Genomic DNA, 19,759 nt, shown 5'->3' with positions numbered 1-19,759 from the left:
TTACTCTTTTACTGTTTATTTGGTTCTGGTGGTGGTGGTGGTAGATGTAGTCTCATCGTCATCGCCACGATTTTCTGCAACCAATGCGGCCGCCGCAGCAACAGCAACAGCGCTGGTCCCCGTTGCGATCGCTTTACCTTTTGCCCCTAAGGTAACAAAAGGAGCACCCCAAGAATTGGAAGCTCCGAACAAAGCAAGCGCGACTAATACTGGACACAGTACCTTTTTCATAAAAAACCCTCTTTTTATTGGTAAATCAAGTGCCTAGAGACACTTTCTTAAACTTTTATTACACCCTTTTAACTTGCAGCAGTAACGATCTGAGCAAAACAAATCTTACCGATAGATCGAATACAGCTCATACCCTACAGCTTAAAAGGAAAAGGGTATAGATAATAAACTTAATTTTTATAGCACAATAAATAATAAAAACAAATCTGACAGGAAATTTAGGAAAAAGCTCAGCGTGCTAATAAACTCAATATACCTAGGAAATAGTCCTAGGAATTATTAAATATATAAATCAACCGTAGCCAGAGTATTTCGTATCGTGACTAGATAACACCTGAAAGATTCTACTATAGTCGCCATACTTGGAATTCGCCAGAAATAAACCGGCCACTTTATCAAGTCACCGGAGGTTGGAAGAATGAGCCCCAGTAATAGAGCCCATCCTTAGGCTAACGCCAACGCTTGCAAATCGGCTTGTAGCTGGCTTAAAGCCCCATGCTTAACGCCACGCTTTAAAACGATTGATCAGACCATTAGTTGAGCTGTCGTGGCTCACTACGGCCTCTTTACCCGCCAGTTCTGGCAAAATGCGGTTAGCCAACTGTTTGCCAAGTTCAACGCCCCACTGATCAAAGGTGAAGATATTCAGGATCACACCTTGGGTAAAGATCTTGTGCTCATACAGGGCAATAAGGCTACCCAGGCTGAACGGCGTGATCTCGCGCAGCAGGATAGAGTTGGTCGGGCGGTTGCCTTCAAACACTTTGAATGGCGCAACGTGCTTGACCTCTTCCGGTTTTTTACCCTGCGCAGCGAACTCTTCCTCAACCACTTCCAGTGATTTACCAAACGCCAGTGCTTCAGTTTGCGCAAAGAAGTTCGACAGCAGTTTGGCGTGGTGATCGCTTAACGGATTATGGCTGATGGCCGGGGCGATAAAATCACATGGAACCAGCTTGGTGCCTTGGTGAATCAGCTGATAGAACGCGTGCTGCCCATTGGTGCCCGGTTCACCCCAGATGATTGGGCCAGTCTGGTAATCCACCGGATTACCGTTGCGATCGACATATTTGCCGTTGGATTCCATATTGCCCTGTTGGAAATAAGCGGCAAAACGGTGCATGTATTGATCGTACGGCAGAATCGCTTCGGTTTCTGCGCCGAAGAAGTTGTTATACCAGATGCCGATCAAGGCCAGTAATACCGGCAGATTGCTCTCGGCAGGCTGCTGCGCAAAGTGCTTATCCATCTCGTGCGCACCACTCAGCAGTTGCTCGAAGTGCTCGAAGCCCAGCGACAACGCAATAGACAGCCCAATAGCGGACCACAAAGAGTAACGGCCACCGACCCAGTCCCAGAACTCGAACATATTGTCAGTATCAATACCAAACTCGGCCACCGCCTTACCATTGGTGGACAGCGCGGCAAAGTGCTTCGCCACATGTTTCTGATCGCCGGCAGTGTTCAGGAACCAGTCGCGTGCGCTATGGGCGTTGGTCATGGTTTCTTGGGTGGTAAAGGTTTTAGAAGCCACCAGGAACAGCGTAGTGGCAGGATCCAGCGGCTTCAGCGTTTCGGCAATGTGGGTGCCATCCACGTTGGAAACAAAGTGCATATTGAGATGGTTTTTATACGGGCGCAGCGCTTCCGTGGCCATATAAGGACCGAGATCAGAACCACCGATACCAATATTCACCACGTCGGTAATCGGCTTGCCAGTGTAACCTTTCCAATCACCGCCAATCACTCGGTCACAGAACTGTTTCATTTTTGCCAGCACCGCATTCACTTCTGGCATCACATCTTTGCCGTCAACGATGATTGGCGTGTTGCTGCGGTTGCGCAGTGCAACATGCAGTACGGCGCGATCTTCGGTACGGTTGATCTTCTCACCGGCGAACATCGACTTAATTGCACTCTGCAGGTCGGTTTCTTTCGCCAGCGCCTGCAGTTTTTCCAGAGTTTCTGCGGTAATGCGGTTTTTGGAATAATCCACCAGCATCTGGTCGTTGAAAGTGGCGGAGAACTTGGAAAAACGCTCGCTATCCTGGGCAAACAGATCGCGGATCTGGACGTCTTTCATTTGTTCAAAATGTTGCTGCAGGGCTTGCCAAGCAGCGGTTTGACTAGGATTGATATTTTTCATAGCGACGCTCTTATGCTTGAGAATGAATAGGAATGATTGAGCGATTGTAGCCTGTTCGCCTGTGATTATGATCTCTTTTCTTGCGATAGGAATTAACTGTCAAACGGCAACGCTCTCATTTTACCTTTCCACAACAAACGCCCCGTCTTTCAGGCAACAACCTGTTATCACCGTGGTAAAACAATGCCATCCCCCCCACGATTTTGCCCTCGCTCAGCGCGCAAAAGGCATGCCACTTTGACAAGATGAACATCCTTCAACGTTTGCCCGTTGACAGCAGCACCTAAACCCGTTATTCCTAACATCCTACTTGCGCACCCGGTGCGCAAGCCAGAAGAGGCGCGTCGCCCAGGTAGAATGTCAGAGGAGCCGTTATCCAATGACGGCATTTGAGGGGGAGCGACGCCGAGGCGCGATGAATGCGGCAATCATCACGTCGGCTACAGGGGCTGAATCCCCTGAGTTGTCACCATGGGTCGCCCTGCAAGGGTGGTCAGCAAGGTGGGGCGCTTCTGGGTGTATCGTAGTCTTAACCTCTACGCCTGCTCCCTGTTTACCGCTCTTCCCTTGTGCCAAGGCTATGGAAATAAATTGCCATCTGAAATGGCATCCCTGACACGAGGTTTTACATGAATCAAGCAGCATCCCAGAACCCTACCGTAGTCGCAAAATTCGGCGGTACCAGCGTGGCCGACTTCGACGCAATGAACCGCAGTGCCGATATCGTTCTGTCTAACCCTAACGTTCGTCTGGTGGTCCTTTCCGCTTCTGCCGGTATTACTAACCTGCTGGTGGCCTTGGCTGAAGGCTGTGATATTGAGAAACGCACCTATCAGCTTGATGAAATCCGCCGTATTCAATACACCATTCTCGATCGCCTTGATAATCCAGCGGTGATCCGTGAAGAGATCGACCGCATGCTGGAAAATATCGCCATGCTGTCGGAAGCTGCGGCGCTGGCCACTTCTCCGGCCCTGACCGATGAGTTGGTCAGCCATGGCGAACTGATGTCCACCCTGCTGTTTGTTGAGATTCTGCGTCAGCGCCACGTGCAGGCAGAGTGGTTCGACGTGCGCAAAGTGATGCGCACCGACGATCATTTTGGCCGTGCCGTTCCAGACCATGCGGCCTTGACCGAACTGGCTCAGACACAGTTGAAACCGCGTCTGCAAGACGCCTTGGTCATAACCCAAGGATTTATCGGCAGCGAACCGAAAGGCCGCACCACCACACTGGGCCGCGGCGGCAGCGATTATACCGCCGCTCTGCTGGGGGAAGCGCTGAACGTCAGCCGCGTGGATATCTGGACCGACGTTCCGGGTATTTACACCACCGATCCGCGCGTGGTGCCAGCGGCCAAGCGCATCGATAAAATCGCCTTTGAAGAAGCGGCAGAAATGGCTACCTTTGGTGCGAAAGTGCTGCACCCGGCCACGCTGCTACCCGCCGTGCGCAGCGACATCCCGGTGTTTGTCGGCTCAAGCAAAGATCCCGCCGCTGGGGGGACACTGGTGTGCAACACCACCGAAAATCCACCGCTGTTCCGCGCGCTGGCGCTGCGCCGCAAACAAACCCTGCTGACATTGCACAGCCTGAACATGCTGCACGCTCGTGGTTTCTTGGCGGAAGTGTTTAACATTCTGGCGCGCCACAATATTTCCGTCGATCTGATCACTACGTCTGAAGTCAGCGTAGCCCTGACCATGGATACCACCGGTTCTACCTCTACCGGCGGCAGCCTGCTGACCACTTCTTTGCTCACCGAACTGTCTTCGCTGTGCCGGGTTGAGGTGGAAGAGAATCTGGCACTGGTGGCGCTGATTGGCAACAAGCTGTCCCAAGCCTGCGGCGTAGGCAAAGAAGTGTTTGGCGTGCTAGATCCGTTCAATATCCGCATGATCTGCTACGGGGCCAGCAGCTATAATCTGTGCTTCTTGGTACCGGGTGATGATGCAGAACAAGTGGTACGCACGCTGCACCGTAACCTGTTTGAATAACACTGTACCCTGAATAGTTCGAGTTGCAGGAAGGCAGCGACGCGGAGACAAATCGGTCAACGATCGGTTTGAACAGCGCTGGCCAGCAGGGTGAGCGGCAAATTTGCCAGGGGCAGGTTTGAACGTTGCTTGCAGCGGCCCCGAAGAGGCGAAGCCCACGGACGGGCCGAGTAACAAAACCAACGCACCTGCAATTTGAAGTATGACGTGTGTAATAGATGCTTTGTGAAGGGAAACACTATCAATGCTGGCAAAAATAACTCGTCTGTTCCCGCTGTGGGCCGTGCTGCTTTCCGTCGCGGCTTACTACACTCCAGCCACCTTCACCGGCATCAGCCCCTATATCAGCCCGTTGCTGATGCTGATCATGTTTGCCATGGGTGTAACGCTGCGTCTGGATGATTTCAAACGCGTGCTGTCGCGCCCCGGCCCGGTTGCTGCCGGGATCTTCCTGCATTACCTTATTATGCCGCTGGCGGCGTGGATCCTGGCGCTGCTGTTCCGCATGCCGCCGGATCTCTCTGCCGGTATGGTGCTGGTGGGTAGCGTCGCCAGCGGCACGGCCTCCAACGTAATCATCTATCTGGCGAAAGGCGATGTGGCATTGTCGGTGACCATTTCTGCCGTTTCCACGCTGGTTGGCGTCTTTGCCACTCCGCTGCTGACGCGCCTGTACGTCGATGCCAAAATCAGCGTCGATATTATGGGGATGTTATTGAGTATCCTGCAGATCGTGGTGCTCCCAATCGGCCTTGGCCTGATCATCCATCATACTTTTACTAAAACGGTGAAGCGCATCGAACCCTTCCTGCCTGCGCTGTCGATGGTTTGTATCGTGGCCATCATCAGTGCGGTGGTGGCGGGCAGCCAGAGTCATATCGCTTCGGTCGGGCTGGTAGTGATTGTCGCAGTGATCCTGCACAACGGCATCGGGTTACTCAGTGGTTATTGGGGAGGTAAACTGTTCGGCTTCGATGAGTCTACCTGCCGCACGCTGGCGATTGAAGTGGGCATGCAGAACTCCGGGCTAGCAGCCACGCTGGGCAAGATTTATTTCTCACCGCTGGCAGCGTTGCCTGGCGCGCTATTCTCGGTGTGGCATAACCTTTCCGGCTCCCTTCTGGCTGGCTACTGGTCTGGCCGACCTACCAAGAAAGAGTAATTCCCCCTTGGCCACCATCGGCTTCTCTTTACAACGTGCTGAACGCTTTTCATTTTCTGCTCCAGCACGTTGTTCAAAATACCGCTATCGCGCTACGGTGAACTCACTCAGCTAATCCGCGTCATATCCCAGATTCGGGGCCAACCAGCGCTCAACGTCGCTGATTTTCATACCTTTACGCGCCGCATAGTCTTCCACCTGATCGCGCTGGATTTGCGCCACGGCAAAATACTTGCTCTCTGGGTGGCTGAAATACCAACCGGAAACCGCCGCCCCAGGCCACATGGCGAAGGACTCGGTCAACTTCATGCCGGTATGGCGGTTAACGTCCAGCAACTGCCAGATCTCAGCTTTCTCGGTATGCTCCGGGCAAGCCGGGTAGCCGGGTGCCGGGCGGATGCCTTGATAATTCTCCCGGATCAGCTCTTCGTTACTCAGATTTTCCTCAGCCGCGAAGCCCCAATGCAGCTTACGCACCTGCTCATGCAGGTATTCGGCAAAGGCTTCCGCCAAACGATCCGACAACGCCTTCACCATGATCTTGTTGTAATCATCGTGTTTAGCGTCGTAGGCCGCCGCCAGCGCATCTTCTTCCAGCCCGCCGGTAACCGCGAACGCGCCAAAGTAATCGGCCTTGCCGCTGCTTTTCGGCGCAACGAAATCCGCCAGGCAGTAGTTCGGGAAGTCGGTTTTTTCGGTCTGCTGACGCAGGTGACGGCTCACCACCAGCACCTCGTCGCGGTTTTCATCGCGGTAAACCTCCACGTCATCGCCCACACTGTTGGCCGGGAACAGGCCGAAGACGCCGCGCGGATTGAGGCTGCCGCTTTCCGCCAGTTGATCCAGCATCTGGTTAGCATCTTGGAACAGGCGTTTGGCCTCTTCACCCACCACTTCATCTTCCAGAATGCGTGGGTATTTGCCCGCCAGCGACCAGGTCATAAAGAACGGCGTCCAGTCGATATAGCGGCGCAGGGTATCGATACTCGCCTCTACCGGGAAGACCCCCAGTTGATTCGGCACCGGCGGTTGATAGTTTTCCCAGTCCAGCACCATGGCGTTATCCCGCGCCTGCTGCAGGCTGACCGGCGGCGTACGCGGCTTCTTGCGCCCGTGTTGGATACGCACGGTTTCATACTCTTTGCGCGTGCGGGCCACAAACTCATCACGTTGGCTATCCGACAGCAACGCCGACACCACGCCAACGGTACGTGAAGCGTTTTGCACATAGGTGGTCGGCCCGCTGTAGTTCTGCTCGATCTTCACCGCAGTGTGGGCCTTGGACGTGGTGGCACCGCCAATCAGCAGCGGCAAGGTAAAGCCCTGGCGCTCCATCTCTTTCGCCACGTTCACCATCTCATCCAGCGACGGGGTGATCAGGCCCGACAGGCCGATAATATCCACCTTCTCTTCACGCGCGGTCTTGAGGATCTTGTCCGTTGGCACCATCACGCCCAGATCGATAATTTCGTAGTTATTACATTGCAGCACCACGCCGACGATGTTTTTGCCGATGTCATGCACGTCGCCCTTCACCGTCGCCAGCAGGATTTTGCCTGCGGTGGTGCCTTTTTGCTTGCTGGCCTCGATATAAGGCTCGAGGTAAGCCACCGCCTGCTTCATCACACGGGCAGATTTCACCACCTGCGGCAGGAACATTTTTCCTTCGCCGAACAGATCGCCCACCACGTTCATCCCGGCCATCAACGGCCCCTCGATCACTTCGATCGGCCGTTCTGCCTGTTGGCGAGCTTCTTCGGTGTCGAGTTCGATAAACTCGGTGATGCCCTTAACCAGGGAATATTCCAAGCGTTTGGCCACCGGCCAGCCGCGCCATTCTGCCTGCTGCACCGCCACTTCGCTGTCTTTGTTACCGCGGTATTTTTCCGCCAGATCCAACAAGCGCTCGGTGCCGTCCGGGCGGCGGTTGAGGATCACATCTTCCACCGCATCTCGCAGTTCAGCACTCAGATCGTCGTAGATCGCCAGTTGCCCGGCGTTGACGATCCCCATATCCATACCGTTACGGATAGCGTGATACAGGAACACCGCGTGGATCGCTTCGCGCACCGGATCGTTACCACGGAACGAGAACGATACGTTGGAGACACCCCCGGAAATCATCACGTGCGGCAGATGGGTTTTGATGTCGCCACAGGCTTCGATAAAGTCGACGGCATAGTTGTTATGCTCTTCGATCCCGGTAGCGACGGCAAAAATGTTCGGGTCAAAAATGATGTCTTCCGGCGGGAAGCCAACGCGTTCGGTGAGGATCTTATAGGCTCGGCGGCAGATCTCGAACTTGCGCTCGCGGGTATCGGCCTGGCCGACTTCGTCAAACGCCATCACTACCACTGCCGCACCGTAACGGCGCACCAGTTTGGCATGGTGGATAAAGGCCTCTTCGCCCTCTTTCATTGAGATCGAGTTAACAATACCTTTGCCCTGAATGCACTTCAGGCCTTTTTCAATCACGCTCCATTTGGAGGAGTCGATCATGATTGGCACGCGGGCAATATCCGGCTCACCGGCGATCAGGCTAAGGAAGCGCACCATCGCCGCTTCGGCGTCGAGCATACCCTCATCCATATTGATGTCGATGATTTGCGCACCGCTTTCCACCTGCTGGCGCGCCACGGCCAGCGCTTCGCTGTATTTCTCTTCTTTGATCAAGCGTTTGAAACGCGCCGAACCGGTGACGTTGGTGCGTTCACCCACGTTTACGAACAGCGATTTGGCATCAATATTCAGCGGCTCCAGGCCGGATAAACGGCAGGCGACCGGCAGCTCTGGCAATTGGCGTGGCGGCACACCCTCTACCGCTTTCGCCATCGCGGCGATATGAGCAGGTGTGGTGCCGCAGCAACCACCGATGATATTCAGGAAACCGGCCTGCGCCCATTCGCCCACCTGTTTCGCCATTTCTTCGGCATCCAGATCGTATTCCCCAAAGGCATTCGGCAAACCGGCGTTAGGGTGCGCGGTAACGTAGCTTTCGGAAATGCGCGCCAGCTCCGCCACGTATTGGCGCAGTTCGTCTGGGCCAAGCGCACAGTTAAGGCCGAAGGTCAGCGGCTTAACGTGGCGCAGCGAGTTGTAAAAGGCCTCGGTGGTCTGGCCGGACAGGGTGCGGCCGGAAGCGTCGGTAATGGTGCCGGAAATCATGATCGGCAGCGTCACCCCCAAGGCTTCAAATTCGGTTTCCACCGCAAAAGCGGCGGCTTTGGCATTCAAGGTATCGAAGATGGTTTCGATCATGATCAGATCGACGCCCCCCGCCACCAGCGCGCGGGTCGATTCGCGGTAGGCTTCTACCAGTTGATCGAAAGAGACATTGCGGAATGCCGGATCGTTCACGTCGGGCGAGATGGACGCGGTACGGTTAGTCGGGCCGAGCACCCCGGCAACGTAACGCGGTTTTTCCGGGGTACGCGCGGTCCATTCATCGGCACAGGCGCGCGCCAGCAACGCAGCCTGATAGTTAATCTCGGCAGACAGCGACTCCATATGGTAGTCGGCCATGGCAATGGTGGTGGAGTTGAAGGTGTTGGTTTCCAGGATGTCGGCACCAGCCTGCAGATAACCGTGGTGGATCGCCGTGATCACCTCTGGCTTGGTCAGCACCAGCAGATCGTTGTTGCCCTTCAGATCGCTTTGCCAGTCCGCAAAACGTTCACCACGATAATCCTGCTCTTCCAGCCGATAGCTCTGGATCATGGTGCCCATACCGCCGTCCAACACTAAAATACGCTGCGCTAACTGCTGACGCAGTTGTTCTACTCGATTTGTCACTGTCACCCCTCATACCCGCCGACGTTTAATTGCTGTCAAACCTACCGGATATCGATAATCGCCATCGCCCAAATGCCATAAAAACAAACGAGTCATCCTAGCACAGGTTATGTCGGCAAAGGTGTGGGCACTCATTGAGAGTTTTTCATGCTCGTCGTAATTCAAGTTGCATGTGCGTTGGCTGCGCTTACTCGCCCCAGTCACATAGTTATCTATGCTCCTGGGGACTCACAAGCTTGCCGCCTTCCTGCAACTCGAATTATTTAGAGCACAGGTTGATTAGCCAACAGATCCGATGAGCAAAGATGCGTATTGCAATTCATACTCAAAAAACGAAAATGAATTCCACCATACGGAAAATAGAAGGTGAATCATGGCCACACCCGTACCCGCCAAGCGAGGCAAGAAGCCGCGCGCCGCCGCACCCACCGCCAGTGCTGCCACCGGTCAGGTCCAGTCACTGACCCGCGGCCTGAAATTATTGGAATATATTGCCGAAGCGCACGGTAACGTGGCGCTGACCGATCTGGCCCAGCAGGCCGGATTGCCTAATTCCACCACTCATCGCCTGCTCACCACCATGCAACAACAAGGGTTTGTGCGCCAGGTGGGCGATCTTGGCCTGTGGACCATGGGCGCTCATGCGTTTGTCGTCGGCAGCAGTTTCCTGCAGAGCCGCAATCTGCTGGCTATGGTACACCCGACGCTGCGCCGCCTGATGGAAGAGTCGGGTGAAACGGTCAATCTGGCGGTGCTGGATACCAGCGAGTATCAGGCGGTGATTATCGATCAGGTACAGTGCACCGCGCTGATGCGCATGTCGGCCCCGATCGGCGGCAAACTGCCGATGCACGCTTCTGGCGCGGGTAAAGCGTTTCTTGCCACGCTTTCAGACGATCAGGTAACCAAGTTGCTGCATAAAAAAGGCATGCACACCTATACCACGCATACCCTGACGCCCCATAACCTGAAAGAAGGGCTGGCGCTGATCCGCAAGCAGGGCTTTTCGTTTGATGATGAGGAGCATGCCCTCGGCCTGCGCTGCGTGGCGGCCTGTATCTTCGATGAGCACCGCGAAGCTTTTGCGGCGATCTCCATCTCTGGCCCGGTTTCGCGCATCACCGACGATCGCGTCACCGAACTCGGGGCGCTGGTAATACACGCCGCCAAAGAGATCAGCCTCGAATACGGTGGAGTGCGTTAACGCTGTTACCAGGCTGTGTCCCTCAATTGGCCACCAGCGGCACGCATGGGCCATTGAGGGGCACAGCCTAACGCCCACCCTGGCCAGATGGGCGGCCCCTCTGTTGTATTTCTGTAACGCTCTGTAGAGATCTTGTTTCCCTGCCAACTGAAATCATGATGCCGATCACAGTTAGCGATCCTGCCTGTTAAAGCCGATTGCAACCAGAAATATTTCCCCCGACAATGTTACCGATAACATGTTACCGGTAACAATCATTACCCGCATAATGCCACCGACAGATTGGGAGCCAAGCCATGATCCACAACCAGAATCGAGTTTACGTCGTTATGGGCGTTTCCGGCAGTGGCAAATCTGCCGTTGCCAGCGCCGTTGCCTCACAGTTGTCCGCCAATTTCCTTGATGGCGACTTTCTGCACCCACGCTGCAACATCCTGAAAATGGCCGCAGGCGAACCGCTGAACGATGACGATCGCGCTCCTTGGCTGGCAGCATTAAACGATGCGGCTTTTGCCATGCAGCGGACCAACCCGGTCTCCCTCATCGTCTGCTCAGCCTTGAAAAAGCGCTACCGCGATCGGCTGCGGGCCGGTAACAACAATTTGTCGTTCATCTATCTGCACGGCGACTTCCCGGTGATCGAAGCCCGGATGGCAGCGCGCAAAGGGCACTTCTTCAAACCGCAGATGCTGGTGACACAGTTTGCCACGCTGGAGCAACCGGGCCTGGATGAAAACGATGTTATCGCCATCGACATCAACCAGCCACTAAACGCGGTGATCGCCGATACCCTGCACCACATCCAGCGTTTTTTGCCCCAGGATGCCTGCGCCTTTCATAACACGGTGAGGAAGATATGATTAACCACACGCTGTCCCGCATCACACAACGCATCATCGAGCGTTCGACACCGAGCCGCACGGCCTATCTGGCGCGCATCGCCGCAGCCCGTTCCCAGACCGTGCACCGCTCACAGTTAGCCTGCGGTAACCTGGCGCACGGCTTTGCCGCCTGCCAGCCCAGCGATAAGGCCGCGCTGAAAAATATGGTGCGTAGCGACATCGCCATCATCACCGCCTATAACGACATGCTTTCGGCCCATCAGCCCTACGAAAATTACCCGCAGCGGCTGAAACAGACGCTGCACAGCGTGGGCGCAGTCGGTCAGGTGGCCGGTGGCGTGCCCGCCATGTGCGATGGCGTGACTCAGGGGCAGGATGGCATGGAGCTTTCGCTGATGAGCCGCGATGTCATTGCCATGTCCGCTGCTATCGGGTTGGCGCACAACATGTTCGACGGCGCGCTGTTCCTTGGCATCTGCGACAAGATTGTGCCGGGGTTGGTGATGTCAGCGCTGTCTTTCGGCCATCTGCCTGCGGTGTTTGTGCCTGCCGGGCCAATGAGCAGCGGCCTGCCCAATAAAGAGAAAGTGCGGGTACGTCAACTCTATGCCGAAGGCAAGGCAGATCGTCACGCACTGCTGGAAGCCGAGGCTGCGTCTTATCACGGCATCGGCACCTGCACCTTCTACGGCACCGCCAACACCAACCAGATGGTGATGGAAGTGATGGGCCTGCATCTGCCGGGCGCCTCCTTTGTTCACCCGGATACGCCGCTGCGCGATGCACTGACCGATGCCGCCGCACGCCAAGTAACACGATTGACCGAAACCAGCGGCCATTATTTACCGATCGGCCAGTTGGTCGATGAAAAAGTGGTGGTTAACGGCATGGTTGCGCTGTTAGCCACCGGCGGTTCGACCAACTTGACGATGCATATGGTCGCCATGGCGCGGGCGGCGGGCATCATCATCAACTGGGATGATTTTTCTGAGCTTTCCGATGCCGTACCGCTGTTATGCCGCATCTACCCCAACGGCCCGGCTGATATCAATCAGTTCCAGGCCGCCGGAGGCGTGCAGTTGGTCGTGCGTGAACTGCTGAAACACGGCCTGCTGCATCAGGATGTTCACACCGTCGCCGGTTTCGGCCTGGAGCGTTACATTCAGGAACCCTGGCTGGATAACGGCCAGTTGGCCTGGCGCGATGGGGCGCAGAGCTCGCTGGATAACAACGTGATCGCCAGCGTTGGCGCACCCTTCGAGCCCCACGGCGGCACCAAAGTGTTGTCCGGCAATCTCGGGCGAGCTGTGATGAAAACCTCGGCGGTGCCCGCTGATAACCAGATTATCGAAGCACCGGCGCTGGTGTTTGAAAGCCAGCACGATATCGTGCCCGCTTTTGAAGCCGGTAAGCTGAACCAGGATTGTGTGGTAGTGGTGCGTTTCCAAGGCCCGCAAGCCAACGGTATGCCTGAGTTGCATAAGCTGATGCCACCGCTTGGCGTACTGATGGATCGCGGCTTCAAGGTGGCGCTGGTGACCGATGGCCGCCTGTCAGGTGCTTCCGGCAAAGTGCCTGCGGCGATCCACGTCACGCCAGAAGCCAGCACCGGCGGGATGCTGGCAAAAATACAAAACGGCGATCTGATCCGCGTTAATGGCCGCACCGGTGAATTGCAACTGCTGGTCGATGCCGCCGAACTGGCCCAACGCACCGCTTACCAACCGGAACTTGGCGCTGGGCACCTTGGGTGTGGCCGCGAACTGTTCAGCGCGTTACGCAGCCAGCTTTCCGGTGCGGAACAAGGGGCCTGCTGCATCGGCTTTTAATCAAGCGCTCTGGTTCAGCCATGCTGAGCCAGAGCTTGCTCGGCTGGCAAACGTTGGCTGAAGCGCCGCTTTTTGCGGTAGGCAAACACATCTTCAACGTGCCCATCTTTAATCCGCTGTTGCAAACCCCGCCAGTAATCCGCTTCGAACAGATCGCTGTGCATCTCTTCAAATACCCTTCGGATACGCTGGTCGCCACACAGGAAATGGCGAAACTCTTCTGGGAAGACATCGTTCGGTGAGATGCTGTACCAGGGTTCACTGGCCATTTCATCTTCCGGATAGCGCGGTGGCGGGATATCGCGAAAGTTTACTTCGGTCATATAGCAAATTTCATCATAGTCGTAGAACACCACGCGCCCGTGGCGGGTGACGCCAAAGTTTTTAAACAGCATGTCACCTGGGAAGATATTCGCTGCCGCCAACTGCTTAATCGCGTTGCCGTATTCTTCTATCGCATCATGCAGTTGCTGTTCGTTAGCCTGTTCCAGATACAGGTTCAGCGGCGTCATCTTCCGTTCCATATACAGATGCTTAATCACGACCCGATCGCCGAGATCTTCCAGTTTTTCCGGCACTTCCAGCTGTAGCTCCGCCCACAGTTCCGGGCTGAGGCGCGCCTTATCCACCACAAAATTCTCATACTCCTGCGTATCCGCCATGCGGCCAACGCGATCGTGTTCCTTCACCAACTGGTAGCAGGCCATTACCTGGGCTTGCGTGACCTCTTTCTGCGGGGCGAATTCATCTTTGATCACCTTAAACACCCGGTCGAAAGACGGCAGGGTGAACACCAGCATCACCATGCCTTTTACGCCCGGAGCGATAATGAACTGTTCCTGAGACTGCGCCATAAAGGTCAGATATTCGCGGTAGCATTCGGTTTTGCCGTGCTTCTGGCAGCCGATCGCCATATACAGTTCGGCGGTGGTTTTGCCCGGCAGGATCTCACGCAGCCATTCCACCATCGCCGCCGGTAATGGCGCATAAACCATAAAGTAGGAACGGGCAAAGCCAAACACGATGCTGGCCTCGGCCTTACTGGTCAGGCAGGTATCGATAAACAGAGCGCCGCAATCGCTGCGATGGATCGGCAGCAGGAAGGGGTAAACGCCGTCGGCCAGGCGCAGTTTGCCCACCAACCAGGCGGCTTTGTTACGGTAGAACAGCTCATTGGCGACCTGGAGCGTCGCGCCAGCCAGTTGCTCGGGGTTAAAGTCCCGCTGCAGTGCCTGCGTGATGTAATCGATATCGCGCGGCAGATCTTCCCACGGCAGTCGCAACGGGAGATCGGTCAGGAGGCTGTGCAGCATCGCCGCCATATCGCCATTAGGCATAAAATTGCGTGACAGCGGCCGTGGGATATCGCGGAAACGCCGTTCAGGCTGCGAACTGAAGACAAACAGCTTATCCGGGGTTAAATCGCGGTGTTTAAACAGGCGACAGTAAACCGAATTAAAGAAACTCTCGGCAATCTCAAAACGTGGATAATCCGGCAGTAATTCGGTGTATACCGCCTTCACCCGGCTGGGGAAATCCGCATCGTAATAGCGCTGCCCAGTGATGCATTTCAGTTGCTCCACCACCAGGCCCACGTGGTGATCGTAAAGATGGATGCGTTTTTTCATCGCCTGCTGTACGGCAAACCAATCAGCCTGCTCAAAACGCTGCTGCGCCCCGGCCGTGACCTCCAGAAAGCGGCCATATTGAGCATCAAATCCCTGCAAGATCGTCTGTGCGATCAACAACTCCCGTTTTGCCACCATCTTTCCCCTCCTGCCTACGAGGCAGAGCCTGCAAATGCAGGCTCTGAATGACACATTGCTACTGCGGTGAAATTAGAACTGCTGTTCTTCAGTCGACCCGGTCAGTGCAGTAACAGAAGAGGCCCCGCCCTGAATGACGGTGGTGACTTTATCGAAGTAACCCGTTCCCACTTCCTGCTGGTGCGAGGCAAAGGTGTACCCGCGTTCGACGGCGGCGAATTCAGGCTGCTGCACTTTTTCGACATAGTGCTTCATACCTTCACCGCGCGCGTAGGCATGCGCCAGGTCGAACATGTTGAACCACATGCTGTGAATACCGGCCAGAGTGATGAACTGGTATTTGTAACCCATGGCAGACAGTTCGTCCTGGAAGCGGGCGATGGTCTGATCGTCCAGGTTTTTCTGCCAGTTGAAGGATGGTGAGCAGTTATAGGCCAACAGCTTGCCCGGGAATTTGGCATGAATCGCATCGGCAAAGCGCTTCGCGGCCGCCAAGTCTGGGGTTGAGGTTTCGCACCACACCAGGTCGGCATAAGGGGCGTAAGCCAAGCCACGGCTGATTGCCTGCTCAATACCGGCATGGGTGCGGAAGAAGCCCTCAACGGTGCGCTCCCCGGTCACAAAGGCGCTGTCATACGGATCGCAATCGGAGGTCAGCAAGTCTGCCGCATCGGCATCGGTACGCGCGATCAGCAGAGTCGGCACGCCAAGCACGTCGGCCGCCAGACGCGCAGCCACCAGTTTCTGGATCGCTTCCTGGGTCGGCACCAGTACTTTGCCCCCCATATGGCCGCATTTTTTCACTGCCGCCAGTTGATCTTCAAAGTGCACCCCGGCTGCACCGGCTTCGATCATCGCCTTCATCAGTTCGAATGCGTTCAGTACGCCACCGAAACCGGCTTCCGCATCGGCTACGATCGGCAGGAAATAGTCGGTATAGCCTTTGCTGCCTGGCTCAATCTGGTTCGCCCATTGGATCTGATCGGCACGGCGGAAGGTATTATTGATGCGCTCAACCACCGCCGGAACAGAGTCTACCGGGTACAGTGACTGATCCGGATACATGGCAGAGGCGGTATTCGCATCCGCAGCCACCTGCCAGCCCGACAGATAAATTGCCTCTACGCCCGCTTTCGCCTGCTGCAACGCCTGGCCGCCGGTCAGCGCGCCTAAGCTGTTGACGTACCCTTTGCGGGATTTACCGTGCAGCAGTTCCCACAGCTTGGCCGCACCGTTTTGCGCCAGCGTGCATACCGGGTTGACCGAGCCACGCAGGTTGATCACGTCTGCAGCGCTGTAGGGGCGGGTGATGCCTTCCCAACGTGCTGATTTCCATTCCTGTTCCAGCTGTTGGATCTGTTGGGTGCGAGAGGTTGTCATATTTTTATCCTTTGCAATTAATGTAGGGTTAATAGTCAGGAACGGTATATCAGGCCAATAATTCGTAGCCGGGTAGAGTCAGGAAATCGATCAGTTCATCTTGCGTGGTGATACGCTCCATCAGGCGCGTCGCCTCTGCGAAACGGCCAGCGTTGTAACGCGCCTCACCCAATTCTTCACGCACCACCAACATTTCTTCTTTCAGCATTTGGCGGAACAGCGCCTTGGTCACCAGTTGGCCGTTACTGAGGCTCTTTTCATGGTGGATCCACTGCCAAATTGAGGTGCGAGAGATCTCAGCGGTGGCCGCGTCTTCCATCAGGCCATAAATCGGCACGCAACCATTGCCCGAGATCCAGGCTTCGATGTATTGCACTGCCACACGGATATTGGCGCGCATCCCCGCTTCCGTACGCTCACCGTCGCAGGGCTCCAGCAACTGAGCGGCAGTGATCGGTGCGTCCTGCTCACGCAGCACTTCTAACTGATTGCGGCGATCGCCCAGAATGCGGTCAAACACTTCCATTACCGTATCAGCTAACCCCGGATGCGCCACCCAGGTACCGTCGTGGCCGTTAGTGGCCTCCAGCTCTTTATCTGCGCGCACTTTATCTAACACGACGGCATTCTGCTCTGCATCTTTGCTGGGGATAAATGCCGCCATGCCGCCCATCGCAAAAGCACCGCGCTTGTGGCAGGTTTTGATCAACAAGCGCGAATAGGCACTGAGGAAAGGTTGGGTCATGGTGACGGATTGACGATCCGGCAGCACGCGCTCGCCGTGGTTTTTCAACGTTTTGATATAACTGAAGATGTAATCCCAACGGCCACAGTTCAACCCAACGATATGATCGCGCAGGTGATAGAGGATTTCGTCCATCTGGAATACTGCGGGCAAGGTCTCGATCAGCACGGTCGCTTTGATCGTACCGCGCGGCAGTTCGAAGCGATCTTCAGTGAAGCTGAACACCTCACTCCACCAAGCCGCTTCCTGCCAGGATTGGGTCTTCGGCAGGTAGAAATATGGGCCGCTGCCTTTTGCCAGCAACTGGCGATAGTTATGGAAGAAGTACAGCGCAAAATCGAACAATCCACCGGGAATGGCCTCGCCTTGCCACTGCACGTGTTTCTCTGGCAGGTGCAGACCACGCACGCGAGCGATCAATACCGCCGGATTCGGCTTAAGCTGATAAATCTTGCCTGCTTCATTGGTATAAGAAATAGTGCCGTTCACCGCGTCGTGCAGATTGATTTGCCCTTCGATCACTTTGTCCCAGCTTGGGGCCAGCGAATCTTCGAAGTCGGCCATAAACACTTTAACGTTGGCGTTCAACGCATTGATCACCATCTTGCGTTCGACCGGGCCAGTAATCTCGACCCGCCGGTCACGTAAATCATCAGGAATACCGCGAATTTTCCAGTCACCATTGCGAATGGAAGCGGTTTCCGAAATAAAATCCGGCAAACCACCGCGATCGATATGTTCTTGCCAGCAGACGCGCGCAGCCAATAGCTTGTTGCGTTGCGGAGTAAACTTCGCCACCAGTTCCGCCAGGAATTCGACCGCGTCATCCGTTAATACCTGCCGCTCGGCCGCGTTGAAACCCCGCGTAAACGTTAACTCCGTGCCTGCTATCTGTTGCATCATTGTCTTGCTCCTTCCCCATCATCCCGCACCGCCATTGCTGGCTGAACGAAGCATTATTGTCAGAAACCACCGCCATTCAGGGTGAACATACAACCTCTTATTGGTTAGATATCAGCCCTTTTGACTCTAGAATAACCAACAAAAAATAAAAATCAAAAACGATTTCCATTTTTTTATAAAATATTTTATTAACCATTTATTATCAATAAATTAGATTAATTATAACAAGTAACAAACAAGGAAAGTGGTTCCATTACTTGGCAAGTAACGGTTTATTTAATTGTTTTTAAAGGAATTATTGATTGGTAACAGTGCTGGGTAGGCGAGGAAAAGCATAGAATTAGGCCATGGCGGCCTCGATTCAGCCGCCATGTTAGGAAAGAGTATTACTCGAGGGTAGGGTTCATATGACGCAGATCGAACGGAGTGATCTGATAGACGTAGTAATTCAGCCAGTTGGAAAACAACAGATGACCATGGCTACGCCATGAAGCCTTGGGAGTGAGCTCAGGGTTATCGTTTGGGAAATAATTCAGCGGGATACTTGGGTTAAGGCCAGCATCGTTATCACGGCAATACTCGCCAGCCAGCGTCAAGGTATCGTACTCAGGGTGCCCGGTAACAAATGCCAGGCGTTTATCACGACTGGCAAACAGATAGGCACCGGCCTGCTCCGATTCGGCCAGAATATCCAAATCCGTATACTGGCGGATAACATCGGCAGGGAAATCGGCATAGCGCGAATGTGGAGCCAGGAAGGTTTCATCAAAGCCACGGGTCAGCAACGCATGCGGCTGCAACGTCTGGTGCTGATAAACCCCGGAGAGCTTCACCTCGCGTGTCATCTTCGGAATGCCATACAAGATGTTCAACGCCGCCTGTACTGCCCAACAGACAAACAGCGTAGAAGTGACGTGGTTCTTTGCCCAGTCGATTAGACGCTCGATCTGTGGCCAATAAGCCACATCACAGAAATCAACCAGGCCTAAAGGCGCTCCGGTGACAATCAGGCCATCGAAATTCTCATCTTGAATATCTTCAAAGTTGCAGTAGAAATTGTTCAGATGTTCAGCTGGCGTGTTCTTCGATTCGCGGCTGTCGATACGCAGCAATTGGATGTCGATCTGCAACGGGGAGTTGGAAAGCAAGCGCAGGAACTGATTTTCAGTCTCGATCTTTTTTGGCATCAGGTTAAGGATAAGCACTTTTAGCGGCCTGATTTCCTGTGTTTTTGCTCGTGAGGATGTCATCACAAAGACATTCTCATTGCGCAAGAAATTTACCGCAGGTAACTCATCAGGAACACGAATCGGCATCGCCTAACCCTCACATATCCATTTATACGTTTAGACTTCTAGATGCCTGAAGATAGCGTTTTTTTAGCACCATGTCGAGTTTTCAACAGGAAGGTGAAAATGTTTCATTGCCAAGGGGGATTAGGTTCAGCAACGTGAGTTGGCAAACCAGAAAAGCAAAAAGGCCATCCTTGCGGATGGCCTCTCGGCTTAATTTATGCTTGGCAGTGTCCTACTCTCGCATGGGGAGACCCCACACTACCATCGGCGCTACGGCGTTTCACTTCTGAGTTCGGCATGGGGTCAGGTGGGACCACCGCGCTATTGCCGCCAAGCAAATTCTTTAATTCTTTTTTTGCCGAACTTCTAAACCACTTTAATAAAGTGGTGCTGATACCCAGAGTCGAACTGGGGACCTCACCCTTACCAAGGGTGCGCTCTACCAACTGAGCCATATCAGCACACAA

12 protein-coding genes, 1 tRNA gene, 1 rRNA gene and 1 riboswitch are annotated in these 19,759 nt (G+C 54.7%); of the genes, 5 read left to right on the top strand and 9 right to left on the bottom strand.

The annotated features are described in order from the left end of the window. Positions 1 to 15 precede the first annotated feature (15 nt). A complete protein-coding gene (locus tag BMI79_RS08470) occupies positions 16 to 231 on the bottom strand; it encodes a hypothetical protein (RefSeq protein WP_076941717.1) in 216 nt (71 codons plus the stop codon). A gap of 499 nt (positions 232 to 730) precedes the next feature. Next, positions 731 to 2,377 (bottom strand): glucose-6-phosphate isomerase, encoded by a 1,647-nt coding sequence (pgi, locus tag BMI79_RS08465; RefSeq protein WP_076941716.1) that lies wholly within the window; start codon positions 2,375 to 2,377, stop codon positions 731 to 733. A gap of 326 nt (positions 2,378 to 2,703) precedes the next feature. Beyond that, positions 2,704 to 2,897: riboswitch (Lysine riboswitch) on the top strand. Positions 2,898 to 3,006: 109 nt separating this feature from the next. On the opposite strand from pgi, the gene lysC reads away from it, so the two are divergent. Together lysC and panS are read left to right on the top strand one after the other, a co-directional pair. Further along, on the top strand, positions 3,007 to 4,374 hold the full coding sequence (gene lysC, locus BMI79_RS08460; RefSeq protein WP_076941715.1) for a lysine-sensitive aspartokinase 3: 1,368 nt from the start codon (positions 3,007 to 3,009) through the stop codon (positions 4,372 to 4,374). A 244-nt stretch (positions 4,375 to 4,618) separates the two neighbouring features. Then, on the top strand, positions 4,619 to 5,536 hold the full coding sequence (gene panS / locus BMI79_RS08450) for a ketopantoate/pantoate/pantothenate transporter PanS (protein WP_076941713.1): 918 nt from the start codon (positions 4,619 to 4,621) through the stop codon (positions 5,534 to 5,536). A gap of 111 nt (positions 5,537 to 5,647) precedes the next feature. Here the strand turns inward: panS and metH are convergent, their stop codons facing one another. Continuing rightward, complete coding sequence (metH, locus tag BMI79_RS08445) at positions 5,648 to 9,328, bottom strand: methionine synthase (protein WP_076941712.1); 3,681 nt, start codon at positions 9,326 to 9,328, stop codon at positions 5,648 to 5,650. Positions 9,329 to 9,701: 373 nt separating this feature from the next. Between metH and iclR the strand changes: the two genes are divergently transcribed. From iclR to edd, 3 genes are all read left to right on the top strand, one after another. Continuing rightward, positions 9,702 to 10,532 (top strand): glyoxylate bypass operon transcriptional repressor IclR, encoded by an 831-nt coding sequence (gene iclR / locus BMI79_RS08440; protein ID WP_076941711.1) that lies wholly within the window; start codon positions 9,702 to 9,704, stop codon positions 10,530 to 10,532. 296 nt (positions 10,533 to 10,828) lie between these two features. After that, entirely contained in the window at positions 10,829 to 11,392 is a 564-nt protein-coding gene (gntK, locus tag BMI79_RS08435) for a gluconokinase (protein ID WP_076941710.1), read from the top strand. Further along, on the top strand, positions 11,389 to 13,203 hold the full coding sequence (gene edd / locus BMI79_RS08430) for a phosphogluconate dehydratase (protein WP_076941709.1): 1,815 nt from the start codon (positions 11,389 to 11,391) through the stop codon (positions 13,201 to 13,203). Before gntK ends, edd begins: the two co-directional genes overlap by 4 nt. Positions 13,204 to 13,217: 14 nt before the next feature. On the opposite strand, the gene aceK is transcribed toward edd, so the two are convergent. The 6 genes from aceK to BMI79_RS08400 form a co-directional block, all read right to left on the bottom strand. Continuing rightward, the gene (aceK, locus tag BMI79_RS08425) at positions 13,218 to 14,969 is read right to left on the bottom strand and encodes a bifunctional isocitrate dehydrogenase kinase/phosphatase (protein ID WP_076941708.1); all 1,752 of its coding nucleotides are present in this window, start codon (positions 14,967 to 14,969) and stop codon (positions 13,218 to 13,220) included. 72 nt (positions 14,970 to 15,041) lie between these two features. Beyond that, positions 15,042 to 16,349 carry an isocitrate lyase gene (gene aceA / locus BMI79_RS08420; protein WP_037403953.1) on the bottom strand — a complete coding sequence of 436 codons (1,308 nt, stop codon included), beginning with the start codon at positions 16,347 to 16,349 and terminating at the stop codon, positions 15,042 to 15,044. A gap of 49 nt (positions 16,350 to 16,398) precedes the next feature. Continuing rightward, a complete protein-coding gene (gene aceB / locus BMI79_RS08415) occupies positions 16,399 to 17,997 on the bottom strand; it encodes a malate synthase A (RefSeq protein WP_076941707.1) in 1,599 nt (532 codons plus the stop codon). A gap of 386 nt (positions 17,998 to 18,383) precedes the next feature. Then, positions 18,384 to 19,313, bottom strand: a complete 930-nt coding sequence (gene metA, locus BMI79_RS08410; protein WP_076941706.1) for a homoserine O-acetyltransferase MetA — start codon at positions 19,311 to 19,313, stop codon at positions 18,384 to 18,386. A 198-nt stretch (positions 19,314 to 19,511) separates the two neighbouring features. After that, positions 19,512 to 19,627: ribosomal RNA gene (rrf, locus tag BMI79_RS08405) — 5S ribosomal RNA — on the bottom strand. Positions 19,628 to 19,677: 50 nt separating this feature from the next. Further along, positions 19,678 to 19,753 (bottom strand) — tRNA-Thr (locus tag BMI79_RS08400). Between the last annotated feature and the right edge of the window lie 6 nt (positions 19,754 to 19,759).

It is taken from the genome of Serratia oryzae (assembly GCF_001976145.1).
Taxonomy (GTDB): Bacteria; Pseudomonadota; Gammaproteobacteria; order Enterobacterales; family Enterobacteriaceae; genus Chania; species Chania oryzae.
Note: the sequence above shows the minus strand (reverse complement) of the source record. Positions and strands in the feature narration are given on the sequence as shown.